This is a genomic window from Streptomyces abyssalis, from assembly GCF_001751365.1.
GTDB lineage: Bacteria > Actinomycetota > Actinomycetes > Streptomycetales > Streptomycetaceae > Streptomyces > Streptomyces abyssalis.
Genome location: NZ_LJGT01000041.1, coordinates 103,373 through 122,099, shown reverse-complemented (window position 1 = coordinate 122,099; position 18,727 = coordinate 103,373). Strand labels below are relative to the sequence as shown.

Annotated in this window: 15 protein-coding genes and 1 pseudogene; 1 reads left to right on the top strand and 15 read right to left on the bottom strand. The window is 70.0% G+C overall.

Annotated features, from left to right (window positions below; translation table 11 throughout):
• Positions 1 to 43: 43 nt before the first annotated feature.
• The 15 genes and pseudogenes from nuoN to AN215_RS21290 all read right to left on the bottom strand — a co-directional run bounded on the left by nuoN (position 44) and on the right by AN215_RS21290 (position 16,976).
• Positions 44 to 1,714, bottom strand: a complete 1,671-nt coding sequence (gene nuoN, locus AN215_RS21355) for an NADH-quinone oxidoreductase subunit NuoN (protein WP_070008856.1) — start codon at positions 1,712 to 1,714, stop codon at positions 44 to 46.
• Positions 1,711 to 3,375 carry an NADH-quinone oxidoreductase subunit M gene (locus AN215_RS21350; RefSeq protein ID WP_070008855.1) on the bottom strand — a complete coding sequence of 555 codons (1,665 nt, stop codon included), beginning with the start codon at positions 3,373 to 3,375 and terminating at the stop codon, positions 1,711 to 1,713. The genes nuoN and AN215_RS21350 overlap by 4 nt, the downstream gene beginning before the upstream one ends.
• A gap of 3 nt (positions 3,376 to 3,378) precedes the next feature.
• Complete coding sequence (nuoL, locus tag AN215_RS21345) at positions 3,379 to 5,268, bottom strand: NADH-quinone oxidoreductase subunit L (RefSeq protein ID WP_070008854.1); 1,890 nt, start codon at positions 5,266 to 5,268, stop codon at positions 3,379 to 3,381.
• A gap of 13 nt (positions 5,269 to 5,281) precedes the next feature.
• Positions 5,282 to 5,581, bottom strand: a complete 300-nt coding sequence (gene nuoK, locus AN215_RS21340; RefSeq protein WP_070008853.1) for an NADH-quinone oxidoreductase subunit NuoK — start codon at positions 5,579 to 5,581, stop codon at positions 5,282 to 5,284.
• Positions 5,578 to 6,549 carry an NADH-quinone oxidoreductase subunit J gene (locus AN215_RS21335; RefSeq protein ID WP_245694627.1) on the bottom strand — a complete coding sequence of 324 codons (972 nt, stop codon included), beginning with the start codon at positions 6,547 to 6,549 and terminating at the stop codon, positions 5,578 to 5,580. Before AN215_RS21335 ends, nuoK begins: the two co-directional genes overlap by 4 nt.
• A gap of 152 nt (positions 6,550 to 6,701) precedes the next feature.
• Positions 6,702 to 7,253, bottom strand: a pseudogene (gene nuoI, locus AN215_RS21330) (NADH-quinone oxidoreductase subunit NuoI); the annotation flags it as partial.
• Between the two features lie 73 nt (positions 7,254 to 7,326).
• Positions 7,327 to 8,757: an NADH-quinone oxidoreductase subunit NuoH gene (nuoH, locus tag AN215_RS21325; RefSeq protein WP_070008852.1), complete on the bottom strand. Its 1,431-nt coding sequence runs from the start codon at positions 8,755 to 8,757 to the stop codon at positions 7,327 to 7,329.
• A 298-nt stretch (positions 8,758 to 9,055) separates the two neighbouring features.
• Positions 9,056 to 11,587, bottom strand: coding sequence for an NADH-quinone oxidoreductase subunit G (locus AN215_RS21320; RefSeq protein ID WP_070031224.1), 2,532 nt, complete (start codon positions 11,585 to 11,587; stop codon positions 9,056 to 9,058).
• Complete coding sequence (nuoF, locus tag AN215_RS21315; RefSeq protein WP_070008851.1) at positions 11,584 to 12,933, bottom strand: NADH-quinone oxidoreductase subunit NuoF; 1,350 nt, start codon at positions 12,931 to 12,933, stop codon at positions 11,584 to 11,586. Before nuoF ends, AN215_RS21320 begins: the two co-directional genes overlap by 4 nt.
• Positions 12,933 to 13,829, bottom strand: coding sequence for an NADH-quinone oxidoreductase subunit NuoE (gene nuoE / locus AN215_RS21310; RefSeq protein WP_070008850.1), 897 nt, complete (start codon positions 13,827 to 13,829; stop codon positions 12,933 to 12,935). The genes nuoF and nuoE overlap by 1 nt, the downstream gene beginning before the upstream one ends.
• Positions 13,826 to 15,157: an NADH-quinone oxidoreductase subunit D gene (locus tag AN215_RS21305; protein ID WP_070008849.1), complete on the bottom strand. Its 1,332-nt coding sequence runs from the start codon at positions 15,155 to 15,157 to the stop codon at positions 13,826 to 13,828. The genes nuoE and AN215_RS21305 overlap by 4 nt, the downstream gene beginning before the upstream one ends.
• A complete protein-coding gene (locus AN215_RS21300; protein ID WP_070008970.1) occupies positions 15,157 to 15,864 on the bottom strand; it encodes an NADH-quinone oxidoreductase subunit C in 708 nt (235 codons plus the stop codon). The genes AN215_RS21305 and AN215_RS21300 overlap by 1 nt, the downstream gene beginning before the upstream one ends.
• Positions 15,865 to 15,926: 62 nt before the next feature.
• Positions 15,927 to 16,052: a hypothetical protein gene (locus tag AN215_RS30685; protein ID WP_275521468.1), complete on the bottom strand. Its 126-nt coding sequence runs from the start codon at positions 16,050 to 16,052 to the stop codon at positions 15,927 to 15,929.
• Positions 16,049 to 16,603, bottom strand: coding sequence for a NuoB/complex I 20 kDa subunit family protein (locus AN215_RS21295; RefSeq protein ID WP_028437888.1), 555 nt, complete (start codon positions 16,601 to 16,603; stop codon positions 16,049 to 16,051). Before AN215_RS21295 ends, AN215_RS30685 begins: the two co-directional genes overlap by 4 nt.
• A gap of 13 nt (positions 16,604 to 16,616) precedes the next feature.
• Entirely contained in the window at positions 16,617 to 16,976 is a 360-nt protein-coding gene (locus AN215_RS21290; protein WP_070008848.1) for an NADH-quinone oxidoreductase subunit A, read from the bottom strand.
• Between the two features lie 907 nt (positions 16,977 to 17,883).
• On the opposite strand from AN215_RS21290, the gene AN215_RS21285 reads away from it, so the two are divergent.
• Entirely contained in the window at positions 17,884 to 18,657 is a 774-nt protein-coding gene (locus AN215_RS21285; protein WP_070008847.1) for a C40 family peptidase, read from the top strand.
• Positions 18,658 to 18,727: the final 70 nt, after the last annotated feature.

Below are 18,727 nucleotides of genomic sequence, written 5' to 3'. Positions count from 1 at the left end.
GCGCCCCTTGGCGGGGTGCCGGGCAGCGGCGCGGGCGGTCCGGCTAGCGGACGAAGACGCCCGCCTGGCTCGCCAGGTCCAGGAAGTACTGCGGGGCGACACCCAGCACGATCGTGACCAGGACGCCGGCCGTGATGGCGGACGTCGTCCAGACGCTGGGGACGGCGACCGTCGGCCCGTCCGCCTTCGGCTCGCTCAGGAACATCAGCACGATGACGCGGATGTAGAAGAACGCCGCGATCGCCGAGGCGATGACACCGACGACGACGAGCGCGCCGGCGCCGCCCTCCGCCGCCGCCTTGAACACCGCGAACTTGCCGGAGAACCCGGACGTCAGCGGAATCCCGGCGAAGGCCAGCAGGAACACCGCGAAGACCCCGGCCAGCAGTGGCGAACGGCGCCCCAGCCCGGCCCACTTGGACAGGTGTGTCGCCTCACCGCCCGCGTCCCGTACGAGCGTGACCACCGCGAAGGCGCCCAGCGTCACGAACGAGTAGGCGCCCAGGTAGAAGAGCACCGAGGAGACGCCGTCCCTCGATGTGGCGATGACGCCGGCGAGCAGGAAACCCGCGTGTGCGATCGACGAGTAGGCCAGCAGCCGCTTGATGTCGGTCTGCGTGATCGCGACGACCGCGCCGGCCAGCATCGTGAGGATCGCGACGCCCCACATCACCGGCCGCCAGTCCCAGCGCAGGCCCGGCAGCACCACGTACAGCAGGCGCAGCAGCGCGCCGAACGCGGCCACCTTCGTCGCCGCCGCCATGAAGCCGGTCACCGGCGTGGGGGCGCCCTGGTAGACGTCCGGGGTCCACATGTGGAACGGGACGGCGCCGACCTTGAACAGCAGGCCCATGACCACCAGGGCGCCGCCGATCAGCAGCAGCGCGTCGTTGCCGGTGGTCTCCGCGAGCACGGCGCTCGTGGTCCGGTCGGCGTTGCCGATGACGCGGGCGATGCCCGAGTAGTCGACGGTGCCCGCGTAGCCGTACAGCAGTGCGGCGCCGAACAGCAGGAACGCGGAGGAGAAGGCGCCCAGCAGGAAGTACTTGACCGCCGCCTCCTGCGAGAGCAGCCGCCGGCGGCGGGCCAGCGCGCACAGCAGGTAGAGCGGGAGGGAGAAGACCTCCAGCGCGATGAAGAGCGTCAACAGGTCGTTCGCGGCGGGGAAGATGAGCATACCGCCGACCGCGAAGAGCAGCAGCGGATAGACCTCGGTGGTCGTCCAGCCCGCCTTCGTGGCCTCACGCTCGCCCTCGCCGCCCGGTACGGACGCGGGCTGTGCCGCCCAGGAGTCCACGTGGGCGCCGCTCTTGTGCGAGCGGGGCTCCAGCCGGCGCTCGGCGAAGACGAAGACGGAGACCAGCCCGACCAGCAGGATCGTGCCCTGCAGGAAGAGCGTCGGCCCGTCGACGGCGATGGCGCCCATGCCCGCGATGGCCGCCTTGGTCGTCGCGTGCCCCGAGATCGCGAGGCCGAGCACCGCCGCGAACGCGGAGGCCAGCCCGAGCGCCGCGAGGATCAACTGCGCGCCGTAGCGGAACTTCCGCGGGAGGAACGCCTCCAGCACGATGCCGACGACGGCCGCCCCGAGCACGATCAGCGTCGGCGACAGCTGGGCGTACTCGATCTTCGGGGCCTGGAGTTGCTCCGCCCCCAGTGTCCACAGGCTGGGGACGGAACTCGCCGCCCCCGAAACCGTTGCCACCGCGCTCACTTGTGGTCACCTCCGGCGTGCTCAGCCGGCTTGTAGTCGAACCAGCCCGTCTCGGCGACTTGGTGGTCCGGTTCCGGGTCCTTCTTCTGCACGTCCGACATCGTGTGCTCGACGGCCGGGTTGACGATGTCGGTCAGGGGCTTCGGGAAGACGCCCAGGAAGACCAGCAGTGCCACGAGCGGCACCGCCACCGCCATTTCCCGCACCCGCAGGTCCGGCATGGCCCGCACCTCGGGCCTCGTGACGGGCCCTGTCATGGTGCGCTGGTACATCAGCAGTACGTACAGCGCGGCGAGGACGATGCCCGCCGTGGCGACGATGCCCGCGACCGGGTACCGGCTGAACGTGCCCACCAGCACCAGGAACTCGCTGATGAACGGCGCCAGTCCGGGCAGCGAGAGCGTGGCCAGACCACCCACCAGGAACGTCCCGGCGAGTACGGGCGCGACCTTCTGCACCCCTCCGTAGTCCGCGATGAGACGCGAACCGCGGCGGCTGATGAGGAAGCCGGCGACCAGCATCAGCGCGGCGGTGGAGACGCCGTGGAAGACCATGTAGAGCGTCGCGCCGCTCTGGCCCTGGCTGGTCATGGCGAAGACGCCGAGGATGATGAAGCCGAAGTGGGAGATGGAGGCGTAGGCGATGAGCCTCTTGATGTCCCGCTGGCCCACGGCCAGCAACGCGCCGTAGAGGATGCTCACCAGGGCCAGTACGAGCACCACCGGCGTGGCCCACTTGCTCGCCTCGGGGAAGAGGCCGAGGCAGAAGCGGAGCATCGCGAAGGTGCCGACCTTGTCGACGACGGCGGTGATCAGGACGGCCACCGGCGCGGTCGACTCACCCATGGCGTTGGGCAGCCAGGTGTGCAGGGGCCACAGCGGGGCCTTCACCGCGAAGGCGAAGAAGAAGCCCAGGAAGAGCAGCCGCTCGATGTTCGTGTCGAGCTGGAAGCCGCCGTCCGCGCGGGCCTCGGTGATCTTCTGCAGCGAGAAGGTGCCCTCGCCGAGCTGGTCGGAGGTGACGACGAAGAGGCCGATCACCGCAGCCAGCATGATGAGGCCGCCGACGAGGTTGTAGAGCAGGAACTTCACGGCCGCGTACGAGCGCTGCTTCGCGGCCTCCTCCTCGCCCGCGGCGTGCGCACGGTCGCCGAAGCCGCCGATGAGGAAGTACATCGGGATCAGCATGGCTTCGAAGAAGACGTAGAAGAGGAACACGTCGGTCGCGGCGAAGGAGATGATCACCATCGCCTCGGTGGCGAGCATCAGCGCGAAGAAGCCCTGAGTGGGCCGCCACCGCCGGTTGGGCCGTGCGGGCTCCAGCTCGTCCGCGTCGTGCCAGGCCGCCGCGATGATGAACGGGAGCAGCAGCGCCGTGAGGGCGATCAGCACGGCCCCGATGCCGTCCACGCCCAGCTCGTACCGCACGCCGAAGTCCGCGATCCAGGCGTGCGACTCGGTGAGCTGGTAGCGCGGGCCGCCCGGGTCGAAGCGCGCCAGCACGACGAGCGAGAGGACGAGCGTCGCCACGGAGACGACCAGCGCCACCCACTTCGCGGCACCCCGCTTCGCGGCGGGCAGGGCCGCGGTGGCGATCGCGCCGGCCGCGGGCAGCGCGGCCGTGACCGTCAGCAGGGGGAATCCTGCGTTTGCTACAGACATGACTCAGACCGCCCTCATCAGCAGCGTCGCGGCGACCAGTACCGCCGCGCCGCCGAACATCGAGACCGCGTACGAGCGGACGAAACCGTTCTGGACCCGGCGCGTACGGCCGGAGAGGCCGCCGAAGGCGGCGGCGGTGCCGTTGACCGCCCCGTCGACCACCTTGTTGTCGGCATAGACCAGTCCGCGCGTCAGATACTCGCCCGGCTTGACCAGGGCGACGTGGTTGAAGTCGTCCTGGAGCAGGTCGCGGCGGGCCGCACGCGTCAGCAGGCTGCCGCGCGGCGCCACGGACGGCACGGGCCTGCGGCCGTACTGCAGCCACGCCCCGGCGACGCCGATCAGCAGCGCCACGACCGTCATGCCCGTCACCACGGCCGCCGAGAACGGCGAGTGGCCGTGCTCGAACTGCGTGACCGGCTCCAGCCAGTGGACGAAGGACTCGCCCGCCTTGAACAGGCCGCCCGCGAACACCGATCCGAAGGCCAGCACGATCATCGGGACCGTCATGACCTTCGGGGACTCGTGCGGGTGCGGCTCGTTCTCCTGGCCGCGCCAGCGCTCCTCGCCGAAGAACGTCATCAGCATCACGCGCGTCATGTAGTACGCGGTGATCGCGGCGCCGATCAGCGTGACCGCGCCGAGGATCAGGCCCTGCGTGCCGCCCTTGGCGAACGCGGCCTCGATGATCTGGTCCTTGGAGAAGAAGCCGGAGAGCCCGGGGAAGCCGATGATGGCGAGGTAGCCGAGCCCGAACGTCACGAAGGTGACCGGCATGTACTTCCGCAGGCCGCCGTACTTGCGCATGTCGACCTCGTCGTTCATGCCGTGCATCACGCTGCCGGCTCCGAGGAAGAGCCCGGCCTTGAAGAAGCCGTGCGTGACGAGGTGCATGATGGCGAACGCGTAGCCGATCGGGCCGAGTCCGGCCGCCAGGACCATGTAGCCGATCTGCGACATCGTCGAACCGGCCAGCGCCTTCTTGATGTCGTCCTTCGCGCAACCGACGATCGCACCGAAGATGAGCGTGACGGCGCCGACGACGACCACCGCCGTCTGCGCGTCCGGCGCTCCGTTGAAGATCGCGCCGGAGCGGGTGATCAGATACACGCCCGCGGTCACCATCGTCGCCGCGTGGATGAGGGCGGAGACCGGGGTCGGGCCCTCCATCGCGTCACCGAGCCAGGACTGCAGCGGCACCTGTGCGGACTTGCCGCACGCGGCGAGCAGCAGCATCAGCCCGATCGCGGTCAGCATGCCCTCGCCGGCGTCCGTCGCGTTCTCCAGTACGGGCGCGAAGGTGAACGTGCCGAACGTGGTGAACATCAGGAAGATCGCGATGGCCAGGCCCGCGTCGCCGACACGGTTGACCAGGAACGCCTTCTTCGCCGCCACGGCCGCGCTCGGTTTGAACTGCCAGAAGCCGATGAGCAGGTACGACGCGAGGCCGACGCCCTCCCAACCGACGTACAGCAGCAGGTAGTTGTCCGCGAGGACGAGCAGCAGCATCGCGGCGAGGAAGAGGTTGAGATAGCCGAAGAAGCGGCGGCGGCCGACGTCGTGCTCCATGTAGCCGACCGAGTAGATGTGGATCAGCGTGCCCACACCGGTGATCAGCAGCACGAAGGTCATGGCGAGCTGGTCGAGCTGGAAGGCGACGTCCGCCTGGAAGCTCTCCACCGGCACCCAGCTGAACAGGTGCTGGTGCAGGGCGCGTTCGTCGGTGGGCCTGCCGAGCATGCCGGCGAAGAGGACGACGCCCGTCACGAACGAGGCCCCCGAGAACAGCACGCCCAGCCAGTGCCCGCTCCGGTCGAGTTTCGCGCCGCCGCACAGCAGCACCGCCGCGCCCAGCAGCGGGAAGCCGACGAGCAGTCCGATCAATGACTCCACTGGTTCGTACCCCTTACAGCTTCATCAGGCTGGCGTCGTCGACCGATGCCGAGTGACGGGAGCGGTACATCATCACGATGATCGCCAGCCCGACCACGACCTCGGCCGCGGCGACGACCATGACGAAGAACGCCATGATCTGGCCGTCGAGATTGCCGTGGATGCGGGAGAAGGCGACCAGGGTCAAGTTCGCCGCGTTCAGCATCAGTTCGACGCACATGAACACCACGATCGCGTTCCGCCTGATCAGCACTCCGGCGGCGCCGATGGTGAACAGCACCGCGGCGAGATAGACGTAGTTGACGGGGCTCACTTGGCGGCCTCCTCTTCGCGGGCGTCGCCACGGGCCTTGCGTGCCTCACGGCCGCCCTGCCCCTCGTCGTCGGCGTCGTCCACGTCCCGCTCCGGGTCGTGCGGTTCGCCGTACATCCGTCCGGTGTGCTCGGTCTGGCCGTGGCTGTCCGCGGTGCGCTGCTCGAGCGCGGCGACGCGGTGCAGCGCCTCCGGACCGACCTCGCGCACCTGGCCGCGGTTGCGCAGCGTCGCGCTGACGGTCAGGTCGGACGGGGTGCCGTCGGGCAGCAGGCCGGGACGGTCCACGGCGTTGTGCCGCGCGTACACACCGGGCGCGGGCAGCGGCGGCAGATGCTTGCCGGCCCTCACGCGCTCTTCGGCCTGTTCGCGCTGCGACTTGGTCTTCTCGATGCGCTCGCGGTGCGTCAGCAGCGTCGCGCCGACGGCGGCGACGGTGAGCAGCGCGCCCACCACCTCGAAGGCGACGACGTACTTGGTGAACAGCAGCGAGGCCAGCGCCGGTACGTTCCCGCCCGCGTTGGCCTGCCCGAGACCCTCGAAGGAGCGCACCGAGACCTGGCCGAGGCCTGCGACGAGCAGGATTCCCAGGCCGAGTCCGCAGGCCGCCGCGAGCCACCGCTGGCCCTTGAGCGTCTCCTTGAGGGAGTCGGCGGTGCTCACGCCCACGAGCATCAGCACGAAGAGGAAGAGCATCATCACGGCGCCGGTGTAGACGACGATCTGCACGATGCCCAGGAAGTACGCGCCGTTGGCGAGGTAGAAGAGCGCCAGGATCACCATCGTCCCCGCGAGGCACAACGCGGAGTGCACCGCGCGCCGCAGCAGTACGGTGCCGAGCGCGCCGAGCACGGCGACCGAACCCAGCACCCAGAACGCCGCCGTCTCTCCCGCCGAGGTCGATGTGGCGGCGAGGACGGCCGGGCCCGCGGAGCCCGGCGCGGCGGACATGGCTGGCAGTACGGCCATGGTCACCGGCCCTCCTTCGAGTCGTTCCCGGAGCGGTTGCCCTGGGCCCGTACGGCCGCCCCGGCCGCCGCGGTCTCCGCCTCGACGGCGTCGCGCGCCGAGGGGTCGACTCCGCCGTCGTCGGCGGCGGCGCCCGCGGGGCCGTCGGTGACGACCGGCTGAGCGGCGGGTTCCGCGGACCCGAAGTCCCGGGCGGACTCCTGCGGGTCGCCGGTGTCGGTCACGGTCTGCTGCTCGGTGCCGGCTGCGGCCTCGGTCACCAGTCCGCGGTAGTAGTCCTTCTCCGTCATGCCCGGGAAGATCGCGTGCGGGGAGTCGACCATGCCCTCCTCCAGGCCCGCGAGCAGCTCCTTCTTGGTGTAGATGAGCGATTCGCGGGAGGAGTCGGCCAGTTCGTAGTCGTTGGTCATCGTCAGCGCGCGCGTGGGGCACGCCTCGACGCACAGGCCGCACAGGATGCAGCGCAGATAGTTGATCTGGTAGACGCGGCCGTAGCGCTCACCCGGCGAGTAGCGCTCCTCGTCGGTGTTGTCCGCGCCCTCGACGTAGATGGCGTCAGCGGGACAGGCCCATGCGCACAGCTCGCAGCCGATGCACTTCTCGAGCCCGTCGGGGTGCCGGTTGAGCTGGTGGCGGCCGTGGAAGCGCGGTGCCGTCGGCTTCTTGTACTCCGGGTACTGCTCGGTCAGCCGCTTCTTGAACATGTCCTTGAAGGTCAAGCCGAAGCCGGCCACGGAGCTGCGGGGGGTCTTGGGGTGCAGGCCCTCTGCTTCGTTGTCAGGCACCGTCGGCCTCCTTTCCGTCAGTTTTCTGGGCGGCACGGGCGCCCTTGCCCTGCTCGCCCGCCTCGCCCGGTGATTCCGGCGCACCGGACGGCCCGACCAGCTCACGGTCGAGGCGGGAGCGGCGCCGTGGCACCGGCGGCAGGGTCTGCCCGGGCAGCGGCGGTACGGGGAAGCCGCCCGCCATCGGATCGAAGACCTCGGACTCCGCCTTCTTCCCGGCGGCTTCCTCCTCCGCCTCCTCCTTGCGTCCGCGGAAGACGTCGATGACGAAGGAGACCAGCAGGACCGCGAGGGCCGCGCCCGCGACCCAGTAGACGATCCCCGCGAAGTCGTAACCCTCGTTGCGCATCGCCCGCACGGTGGCGACGAGCATCAGCCACACCAGGGAGACGGGGATGAGGACCTTCCAGCCCAGCTTCATGAACTGGTCGTAGCGCACACGCGGGAGCGTGCCGCGGATCCAGACGAAGAAGAAGATCAAGGCGCACACCTTGAGGAAGAACCAGAGCAGCGGCCACCAGCCGTGGTTGGCGCCTTCCCAGTACGTGGAGATCGGCGCCGGCGCCCGCCAGCCGCCCAGGAACAGGGTGGCCGCGAGGGCGGAGAGCGTCACGATGTGCACGTACTCGGCCATCATGAACAGCGCGAACTTGATGGAGCTGTACTCGGTCTGGTAGCCCGCGACCAGGTCGCCCTCGGACTCCGGCATGTCGAACGGCGCGCGGTGCGCCTCGCCGACCATCGAGACCATGTAGATCAGGAACGACACCGGCAGCAGCGCCACGAACCACGTGTCCTGCTGCGCGTCCACGATCGCCGACGTCGACATCGAGCCGGAGTAGAGGAAGACCGCGGCGAAGCTGAGCCCCATCGCGATCTCGTAGCTGATGACCTGCGCGGTGGCACGGACGGCTCCGAGCAGCGGGTACGTCGAGTTCGACGACCAGCCCGCGAGCACCACGCCGTACGCACCGATGGACGCGGTGGCCAGGATGTAGAGGGCGGCCACCGGAAGGTCGGTGAGCTGCATCGCGGTACGGGTGCCGAAGATGGAGACCTCGTTGCCCGGCGGCCCGAAGGGGATGACCGCGATCGCCAGGAAGGCGGGAATGGCCGCGAGGACCGGCGCGAGCAGGTAGACGACCTTGTCGGCGCCCTTGACGACGACGTCTTCCTTCAGCATCAGCTTGATGCCGTCGGCGAGCGACTGGAGCATGCCCCACGGCCCGTGCCGGTTCGGGCCGACGCGCAGCTGCATCCACGCGACGACCTTGCGCTCCATGACGATGGAGATCAGCACGGTCACCATCAGGAACGCGAAGCAGAAGACGGCCTTGAGCGCGATCAGCCAGATCGGGTCGTGGCCGAAGAAGGAGAGATCCTCCTCGGCGAGGACGACGGTGCCGGTGCCGGTGCCGGTCATGCGGCCACCTCCCCGGTGCGGGCGCGGGCGCGAGCGCTGCGCGCGCTGTGCCGGTCCGTGACGAGCGCGCTCACGCGCTCACCTCCTCCTGTACGACGCGCAGTGGGCGCTGCCGCCCAAGGACTTGTCCGCGGGCGCCGCGGCGCCCGCCCGGCCGGCAGGCCTGCGGCGCCGGCGCACCCCGCGGACGCCCGGGCCACGGGCCCGGCAACTCCCCGCGGAATACACGCCGTTGCGCAGCTCGCGGCCGGAGCGGCAGAAACGCTGTCGCAGCGAGCGCACAGCGCGTAACGCGCGCTCACGCGCCCACCTCCTCTTGTACGGCGCGGTCACGCGGACCGGGTGCCGCCGCGATCCGGACCAGTTCGCCCGGAAGGGCGCCGGTGTCCGCCTGGACGCCGCCGCCCGTGGAGTTCAGCGGAAGCCACACGACACGGTCCGGCATCTGCGTGATCTCCAGCGGGAGCTGGACGCTGCCCAGCGGCCCCGAGACCGAGAGCATGTCGCCGTCGGTGACGCCCGCCTCGGCGGCCGTGGCCCTGGAGAGCCGGGCGCGTGCGGCGTGCCGGGTGCCGGCGAGCGCCTCGTCGCCGTCCTGGAGCCGCCCCTGGTCGAGCAGCAGCCGGTGCCCGGCGAGCACCGCCTCGCCCTTGCCCGCCTGTGGCGTGGAGGACGCGGCGCCCTTGGCTCCGGTGCCGCCGGTGAAGGAGTCCGCGGAGGCCCCGGTGTCCCACTGGCCGAGCCTGTCGATCTCGCCGCGGATGGTCCGTACGTCCGGCAGGCCCAGGTGCACGTCGAGGGCGTCGGCGAGCATGTGCAGCACCCGCGCGTCCGGCTGTACGTGCCGGCGCGTCATCTGGTCCGCCTTCAGCGAGGCCTCGAACGGCCTTACCCGGCCCTCCCAGTTGAGGAACGTGCCGGCCTTCTCGGCGACGGCGGAGACGGGGAGGACGACGTCCGCCCGGTCTGTGACCTCGCTCGGCCGCAGCTCCAGGCTGACGAGGAAGCCCACCTCGTCGAGCGCCTGCGCCGCACGCGCCGGGTCCGGCAGATCTGCGAGCTCGACGCCGCCGACGACCAGCGCCGCCAGCTCGCCGTCGACCGCGGCGTCGATGATCGCGGCCGTGTCGCGGCCGGGCCCGGCGGGCAGTCCGGCCAGGCCCCAGGCGCGCGCGACCTCCTCGCGGGCACGGGCGTCGGACACCGGACGGGCACCCGGCAGCAGCGTCGGCAGCGCGCCGGCCTCGATGGCGCCGCGCTCACCGGCACGGCGGGGAATCCACACCAGGCGGGCGCCGGTGGCGGCGCTCGTACGCACGGCCGCGGTCAGCGCGCCGGGCACCGCCGCCAGCCGTTCGCCGACGATGATCAGCGAACCCTCGGCGCGCAGCGCGTCGGCCGCGGTACCGCCGGTCTCGTCGAGCCCGACCCGGCCGGACAGCGCGTCCAGCCACTCGGACTCCGTGCCGGGCGCGGCCGGGAGCAGCGTGCCGCCCGCCTTCTCCAGACCGCGGGTGGCGTGCGAGGCGAGGGAGAACGTGCGCTGGCCGTGCTTGCGCATGCCCTTGCGCAGCCGCAGGAAGACGCCGGGCGCCTCCTCCTCGGCCTCGAAGCCGACGAGCAGGACGGCAGGGGCCGCCTCCAGGGCGGCGTTGGTGATGCCACCGCCCCCGAGGTCGAGGCCCTGCCCGGCGACCCTTTCGGTCAGGAAGGCCGTCTCCTCCCGGGAGTGGACGCGTGCCCGGAAGTCGATGTCGTTGGTGTCCAGCGCAACTCGCGCGAACTTCGCGTACGCGTAGGCGTCCTCGACGGTGACCCGGCCGCCGGTCAACACGCCGGCCCGTCCGCGTGCTCCGGCCAGCCCGCGGGCCGCGGCCTCCAGCGCCTCCGGCCAGCTCGCCGGGGCGAGTTCACCGTCGTCGCCGCGGACCAGCGGCGTGGTGAGGCGGTCCGGGCGCTGTGCGTAGCGGAACCCGAAACGGCCCTTGTCGCAGATCCACTCCTCGTTGACCTCGGGGTCGTTGCCGGCCATGCGGCGCATGACCTTGCCGCGCCTGTGGTCCGTACGCGTCGCGCAGCCGCCCGAGCAGTGCTCGCAGACCGACGGCGAGGAGACCAGGTCGAAGGGGCGCGAACGGAAGCGGTACGCCGCCGAAGTGAGCGCGCCCACCGGGCAGATCTGGATCGTGTTGCCGGAGAAGTACGACTGGAAGGGCTCGCCCTCGCCCGTACCGATCTGCTGCAGCGCGCCGCGCTCCAGCATCTCGATCATCGGGTCGCCCGCGATCTGGTTGGAGAAACGGGTGCAGCGCGCGCACAGCACGCACCGCTCGCGGTCGAGCAGCACCTGGTCGGAGATCGGCACCGGCTTGGCGAAGGTGCGCTTGGCGCCCTCGAAGCGGGAGTCGGCCGAGCCCGCGGACATCGCCTGGTTCTGCAGGGGGCACTCACCGCCCTTGTCGCAGACGGGGCAGTCCAGCGGGTGGTTGATGAGCAGCAGCTCCATCACACCGCGCTGGGCCTTCTCCGCTACGGCCGAGGAGAGCTGCGTCTTGACCACCATGCCGTCGGTGCAGGTGATGGTGCAGGACGCCATCGGCTTGCGCTGGCCCTCGACCTCGACGATGCACTGACGGCAGGCACCGACCGGGTCCAGCAGCGGGTGGTCGCAGAAGCGCGGGATCTCGATGCCCAGTTCCTCGGCGGCGCGGATGACCAGCGTGCCCTTCGGCACGGAGATCTCGGCCCCGTCGATGGTGAGCGAGACCAGGTCCTCCGGTGGTGGTCCCTCGCCCCCCGAGGAGGTCTTCGCGTCTGTGGTGACTGTCACGCCTGCACCTCCGGGTGAGCGCTCCGGCTGCGGTCGTCGGCCCAGACGGTCGACTTCGCGGGGTCGAACGGGCAGCCGCCCTCCTCGATGTGCTGCTCGTACTCCTCGCGGAAGTACTGCAGCGACGAGTAGATCGGGGAGGCCGCGCCGTCGCCGAGCGCGCAGAAGGACTTGCCGTTGATGTTGTCCTGGATGTCGTCGATCTTGTCGATGTCGGCCTTCGTGGCCTTGCCCGCCTCGAAGTCGCGCAGCAACTGCACGAGCCAGTACGTGCCTTCGCGGCAGGGTGTGCACTTGCCGCAGGACTCGTGGGCGTAGAACTCGGTCCAGCGCGTGACGGCCCGTACGACGCAGGTCGTCTCGTCGAAGCACTGCAGCGCCTTGGTGCCGAGCATGGAGCCGGCGGCGCCCACGCCCTCGTAGTCCAGCGGCACGTCGAGGTGCTCGTCGGTGAGCAGCGGAGTCGAGGAGCCGCCCGGCGTCCAGAACTTCAGCCGGTGGCCCGGGCGCATGCCGCCGCTCACCTCCAGGAGTTCGCGCAGGGTGATGCCGAGCGGTGCCTCGTACTGGCCGGGGCCCGCCACGTGCCCGCTGAGCGAGTAGAGCGTGAAGCCCGGGGACTTCTCGCTGCCCATGGAGCGGAACCACTCCTTGCCCCTGTTCATCAGGGCGGGCACCGAGGCGATGGACTCGACGTTGTTCACGACCGTGGGGCACGCGTAGAGGCCGGCGACGGCGGGGAACGGCGGCCGCAGCCGGGGCTGTCCGCGCCGCCCCTCCAGGGAGTCCAGCAGCGCCGTCTCCTCACCGCAGATGTACGCGCCCGCGCCCGCGTGCACGGTCAGCTCCAGGTGCTTGCCCTCGCCCAGGGCGTTCCTGCCGAGGAGCCCCGCCTCGTACGCCTCGCGCACGGCGAGGTGCAGACGCCGCAGCACGGGCACGACCTCGCCGCGCAGGTAGATGAACGCGTGGGAGGAGCGGATCGCGTGGCAGGCGATGACGATGCCCTCGATGAGGGAGTGCGGGTTGGCGAACATCAGCGGGATGTCCTTGCAGGTGCCCGGCTCCGACTCGTCGGCGTTGACGACGAGGTAGTGCGGCTTGTCGTCGCCCTGCGGGATGAACTGCCACTTCATGCCCGTGGGGAAGCCCGCGCCGCCGCGGCCGCGCAGACCGGCTTCCTTCACGTACGCGATGACGTCGTCAGGCGGCATGGCCAGGGCCTTCTTCAGGCCCTCGTATCCGTCGTGGCGCCGCTTGTACGTCTCCAGCGACCAGGCTTCGGGCTCGTCCCAGTACGCGGAGAGGACCGGCGTCAGCAGCTTCTCGGGGGATTCCGTCGCCATCACTCGCTCTCCTCCTCCGACCCGGGCCTGACGGGGCCGGAGTCGCTGGCCGGATCCGACGCGGACGTCGACTGGGGCATGTCGTGCGAACTGGGGTGGCTCGCCGGGGCCTCCTCACCGGGGAGCGGCACGGGCTGGTCGGCGGGACCGGCCGGGCCGCGCGGGTGTGCGAGCCTGCCCGCGGGCGCCTCTCCCCTGGCGAGCCGCAGCCCGATGAGGGACGGTTCGCCGCCGCCCCCGGTGGCCTCGACGGCGCCGGGGCGCTCGTCGGGGAAGCCGGCGAGGATGCGCGCGGTCTCCTTGAAGGTGCACATCGGAGCGCCCCGCGTCGGCAGGACCTCGCGTCCGGCGCGCAGATCGTCGACGAGCCGGCGGGCCGACTCGGGCGTCTGGTTGTCGAAGAACTCCCAGTTGACCATCACGACAGGGGCGTAGTCGCAGGCGGCGTTGCACTCGATGTGCTCGAGGGTGACCTTGCCGTCCTCGGTGGTCTCGCTGTTGCCGACGCCCAGGTGCTGCTTCAGGTCGTCGAAGATGGCGTCGCCGCCCATCACGGCGCAGAGCGTGTTGGTGCAGACGCCGACCTGGTAGTCGCCGGAGGGCTTGCGCCGGTACATGGAGTAGAACGTCGCGACGGCGTTCACCTCCGCCGTCGTCAGCTCCAGCATCTCGGCGCAGAACCGCTGCCCGGTGGGCGTGACATGGCCCTCCTCGGACTGCACGAGGTGCAGCAGCGGCAGCAGCGCGGAGCGGCTGTCGGGGTAGCGGGCGATGATCTCGCGTGCGTCCGGCTCCAGCCGCTCACGTACCTCGGCCGGATAGTCCGGCGCCGGCATGGCGGGGATGCCGAGCATCGGTGCTTCCGGGGCGCTGCCCCGGTCGGGCGCGGTGGTCATCGGTCGACGCCTCCCATCACGGGGTCGATGGACGCCACGGCCACGATCACGTCGGCGACCTGTCCGCCTTCGCACATCGCCGCCATGGCTTCGAGGTTGGTGAAGGAGGGGTCGCGGAAGTGCACGCGGTACGGGCGGGTGCCGCCGTCGCTCACGGCGTGCACGCCGAGCTCGCCCTTCGGGGACTCCACCGCCGCGTAGGCCTGTCCCGGCGGGACACGGAATCCCTCGGTGACCAGCTTGAAGTGGTGGATCAGGGCCTCCATGGAGGTGCCCATGATGTTCTTGATGTGGTCCAGCGAGTTGCCGAGCCCGTCAGGGCCGAGAGCGAGCTGGGCGGGCCAGGCGATCTTCTTGTCGCCGACCATGACCGGGCCGGGCTCCAGGCGGTCGATGCACTGCTCGATGATGCGCAGCGACTGGCGCATCTCCTCCAGGCGGAGCAGGAAGCGCCCGTAGGAGTCGCAGGTGTCGACGGTCGGCACCTCGAAGTCGTACGTCTCGTAGCCGCAGTACGGATCGGACTTGCGCAGGTCGTGCGGGAGGCCGGCGGAGCGCAGGATCGGGCCGGTGGCGCCGAGCGCCATGCAGCCGGCCAGGTCGAGGTGGCCGATGTCCTGCAGGCGGGCCTTGAAGACGGGGTTGCCGGAGCACAGTGCGTCGTACTCGGGCAGGTTCTTCTTCATCTTCTTCAGGAATTCGCGCAGCGCGTCGACCGTGCCGGGCGGAAGGTCCTGGGCGAGGCCGCCGGGACGGACGTAGGCGTGGTTCATCCGCAGGCCGGTGATCAACTCGAACAGGTCCAGGACCAGTTCGCGGTCGCGGAAGCCGAAGATCATGACGGTGGTGGCGCCGAGCTCCATGCCGCCGGTGGCGATGGCCACCAGGTGCGAGGAGAGCCGGTTCAGCTCCATCAGCAGCACGCGGATGACGTTGGCGCGGTCCGGGATGTCGTCCTCGATCCCGAGCAGCTTCTCGACCGCCATGCAGTACGCCGTCTCGTTGAAGAACGGCGTGAGGTAGTCCATGCGCGTCACGAAGGTCGTGCCCTGCGTCCACGTCCGGTACTCGAGGTTCTTCTCGATGCCGGTGTGCAGGTAGCCGATGCCGCAGCGGGCCTCGGTGACCGTCTCGCCGTCGATCTCGAGGATGAGCCGGAGCACGCCGTGCGTGGACGGGTGCTGCGGGCCCATGTTGACGATGATCCGCTCGTCGTCGCTCCGGGCGGCAGCGGCGGCGACCTCGTCCCAGTCGCCTCCGGTGACGTCGTAGACGGTGCCCTCGGTGGTCTCGCGGATGCCCGCGGGTGCGTGTGTTGGCGTGCTCATCAGCTGTACGACCTCCGCTGGTCGGGAGCCGGGATCTGGGCGCCCTTGTACTCGACGGGGATGCCGCCGAGCGGGTAGTCCTTGCGCTGCGGATGGCCCTGCCAGTCGTCGGGCATCATGATCCGCGTCAGCGCGGGGTGACCGTCGAAGACGATGCCGAAGAAGTCGTACGTCTCGCGCTCGTGCCAGTCGTTGGTCGGATAGACCTCGACGATCGAGGGGATGTGCGGGTCGCTGTCGGGCGCACTGACCTCCACCCGGATCAGCCGGTTATGAGTGATCGAGCGCAGGTGGTTGACGGCGTGCAGCTCGCGGCCCCTGTCGTCGGGGAAGTGCACGCCGCTCACGCCGGTGCACAGCTCGAAGCGGAGCGCCGGGTCGTCCCGCAGCGTCCGTACGACCTGGAGCAGGTGCTCACGCGCGACGTGGATCGTCATCTCGCCGCGGTCGATCACGGTCTTCTCGATGGCTTCCCCGGGCGCCAGCCCCTGCTCCTCGAGTGCGCCTTCCAGTTCGTCCGCGACCTCGTCGAAGGAGCCGTACGCGTCCTCGCCGCCCGGCCCGCCGTAGGGACGGCTGCTCGCGCGGGGCAGCCGGACCGTACGGACCAGGCCGCCGTAACCGGAGGTGTCGCCGCCGTTGCTGGCGCCGAACATTCCGCGGCGGACGCCGATGACCTCGCCGGGGTCCTGACGGGGCGCGGGCACCGAGCCGTTCGCGGTCTCCCCGTTTCCGTTCTCCTCGCCGTTTCCGGGCGTGTTCTGCTCGCTCACTGCGCCCCCTCGTTCTCCCCCGGGGCTGCCGCCCGGGTGGTGCCCCCATCTCCGCCCGCGCGGCGCAGAGGCGCGGCCATCGTCATCGTCTGCGGCCCGGCGGCCGCGCGCGCGTCGCTCACCGGAGGAGACCCTTCATCTCGATCGTCGGGAGCGCCTTGCGCGCCGCCTCCTCCGCCTCGCGAGCGGCCTCTTCGCGGTTGACGCCGAGCTTCTCGCCCTGAACGTGCTTGTGCAGCTTGAGGATCGAGTCGAGCAGCATCTCGGGCCGCGGCGGGCATCCCGGCAGGTAGATGTCGACCGGCACGATGTGGTCGACGCCCTGCACGATCGCGTAGTTGTTGAACATCCCGCCGGACGAGGCGCACACGCCCATGGAGATGACCCACTTCGGGTTCGGCATCTGGTCGTAGACCTGCCGCAGCACCGGAGCCATCTTCTGGCTGACGCGGCCCGCCACGATCATGAGGTCGGCCTGGCGCGGCGATCCGCGGAAGACCTCCATGCCGAAGCGGGCGAGGTCGTACCGTCCCGCGCCCGTCGTCATCATCTCGATGGCGCAGCAGGCGAGTCCGAAGGTCGCCGGGAACATGGACGACTTGCGCACCCAGCCCGCGGCCTGCTCGACGGTGGTCAGCAGGAAGCCGCTCGGCAGCTTCTCTTCGAGTCCCATTGAGTACCTGCCCCTAATCCCATTCCAGGCCGCCGCGCCGCCAGTCGTAGGCGTACGCGACGCCGATGAGGGCGACGAAGACCAGCATTTCGACCAGGCCGAAGATCCCGAGGGAGTCGAAGTGGACCGCCCACGGGTAGAGAAAGACGATTTCGATGTCGAAGACGATGAAGAGCATCGCCGTCAGGTAGTACTTGACCGGGAAACGCCCGCCGCCCGCCGGCTGCGGAGTGGGCTCGATGCCGCACTCGTACGCCTCCAGCTTGGCCCGGTTGTAGCGCTTGGGGCCGATGACCGATGCCGCGACCACCGAGAAGATCGCGAAACCCGCCGCGATGGCTCCCAGTACAAGGATTGGCGTGTAGGCGTTCACCGCTCCCCGCTCCTTCCAGTCGACCCTGGGGACCCTCCCGGACCGGTGGGCCCTGAGGGACCGTCGACGCTGACTGCCGGCTGTCCGCCGGGCGAATGTCCCGCTCCCCACGAAGATCGCTTCTATGTGAGGCAGTTCACAAGCCCTTGCGGGAGGCATCTTATGCCCGGGCCCTGTGATCTGCGACACGGGGTCCCGGTAGGGGTTTGTGATCTCCAACACGCGGTATCGAAGCCGCACGTCAGAAGGATGATGATCTTCAACTGGGAGACCCGGTAAGGCCTTTCGTGACCGCGGCGCCGAAGTGGCCGTACGCGGAGCACAGAGGCCTCGCGGCGGGGCGGGAGCGGGCACCGGCGAATTCACCTCCGCGACCGCCCGCCGGCGTCAACCGATACCCGAACGAGACCCGCGCGCATCAGGAACGAGACCGCCTGGGCGGGGTTCCGCAGAACGGTTCGGGCAGACGGACGGGGGAGCCCCCGGAGGGGCCGGTGGCCGGGCGAGGGGCCACCGGAGGGCACACCGTTCGTGAACGGCGGCACAAACCACCCCTCCTGCCCACTTCCTTCACGCTTCGCGCAACGACTCCGCACGACCCAAAAGGGATGACAGGGCTTCAATCGCCCATTCCTCAACAGAGTTGACAGCAGAGATGTGACCTGCACCACACGGCCTGCTGGCAGCCCCTGCCATCTTTGCGGAGGCCGCTTCACAGGTGATATGGCCTCGACGTAATGCACCTAATACGGACAACTGCGTGGTCACGGGGGCGTAGTTGGGCGCCGCCCGTGACCTTACCGAGACCTTGGAAGATCAACTCGGGCTCAACTGGACGAATACGGGCCCACTGTGGCGCATCGCACCTTCTTTGAACGGATCATCCTCGCCCTGCTATCCATGCCGCATGTCCCGGAACGCTCATGTACCCAGACACCGGAAACCCCGCAGCAGCAACGTGAACAAAGCGCTGCGCGCAGGGGCGACGGGTGGCGTCTTGGGAGCTGTCGCCCTCACCACAGCGATCTCCCCGGCGTCCTCGGCAGCCGAGAAGCAGGACGAAGCCGCCGAGACAGTCGAAATGGCCACGGTCAGCAACTCCGTCGAGGAGTCCACGACCCAGGCAGCCGACTCGCTCAAGACCAACGCACTCCAGCGTCAGGTGACCCAGGCCGAGGCCAAGGCCACCGAGAACGCACAGAACTCGGCGGACAAGGCCAAGAAGAAGGCCGAGGCCGCCGAACGCAAGGCAGAGGCCGCCCGTAAGCAGGCCGCCGAGTCCCGCGCCTCGCGCACCACCGAGCGCACCGCTCTCCCGTCGGGCAGCGGCAACGTCGCCGGGATGATCAGCTTCCTCAAGGCCCAGGTCGGCAAGTCCTATGTGATGGGCGCCAGCGGGCCTTCCTCCTACGACTGCTCCGGCCTGACCCAGGCCGCCTTCAAGCAGCTCGGCGTGAGCCTGCCGCGTACCTCCCAGGCGCAGTCCACCGAGGGGACCCCGGTCTCCATGGACTCGCTGCAGCCGGGCGACATGCTCTACTGGGGCGGCGCGGGCAGCGCTTACCACGTGGGCGTGTACGTCGGCGGCGGCAAGTTCATCGGCGCGCAGAACAGCTCCACGGGCGTCGTGGAGAAGTCCCTGGACTACGACCCGCCGTCGGGCGCGGTCCGCCTCCAGTGAGGAGCACGGTCGCAGCTCCGTAGTCCCACAGACCCCAGCACGGACAACGAAGGCCCCACCGGCTGCCGGT

Coding starts and splice junctions, on each gene's coding strand:
- nuoF (WP_070008851.1), bottom strand. CDS start 12,933: ATGGCGACGGAATCCCCCGAGAAGCTGCTGACGCCGGTCCTCTCCGCG.
- AN215_RS21285 (WP_070008847.1), top strand. CDS start 17,884: ATGTCCCGGAACGCTCATGTACCCAGACACCGGAAACCCCGCAGCAGC.
- nuoH (WP_070008852.1), bottom strand. CDS start 8,757: ATGACCGGCACCGGCACCGGCACCGTCGTCCTCGCCGAGGAGGATCTC.
- AN215_RS21295 (WP_028437888.1), bottom strand. CDS start 16,603: ATGGGACTCGAAGAGAAGCTGCCGAGCGGCTTCCTGCTGACCACCGTC.
- AN215_RS21305 (WP_070008849.1), bottom strand. CDS start 15,157: ATGAGCACGCCAACACACGCACCCGCGGGCATCCGCGAGACCACCGAG.
- AN215_RS21335 (WP_245694627.1), bottom strand. CDS start 6,549: ATGGCCGTACTGCCAGCCATGTCCGCCGCGCCGGGCTCCGCGGGCCCG.
- AN215_RS21350 (WP_070008855.1), bottom strand. CDS start 3,375: ATGTCTGTAGCAAACGCAGGATTCCCCCTGCTGACGGTCACGGCCGCG.
- nuoE (WP_070008850.1), bottom strand. CDS start 13,829: ATGACCACCGCGCCCGACCGGGGCAGCGCCCCGGAAGCACCGATGCTC.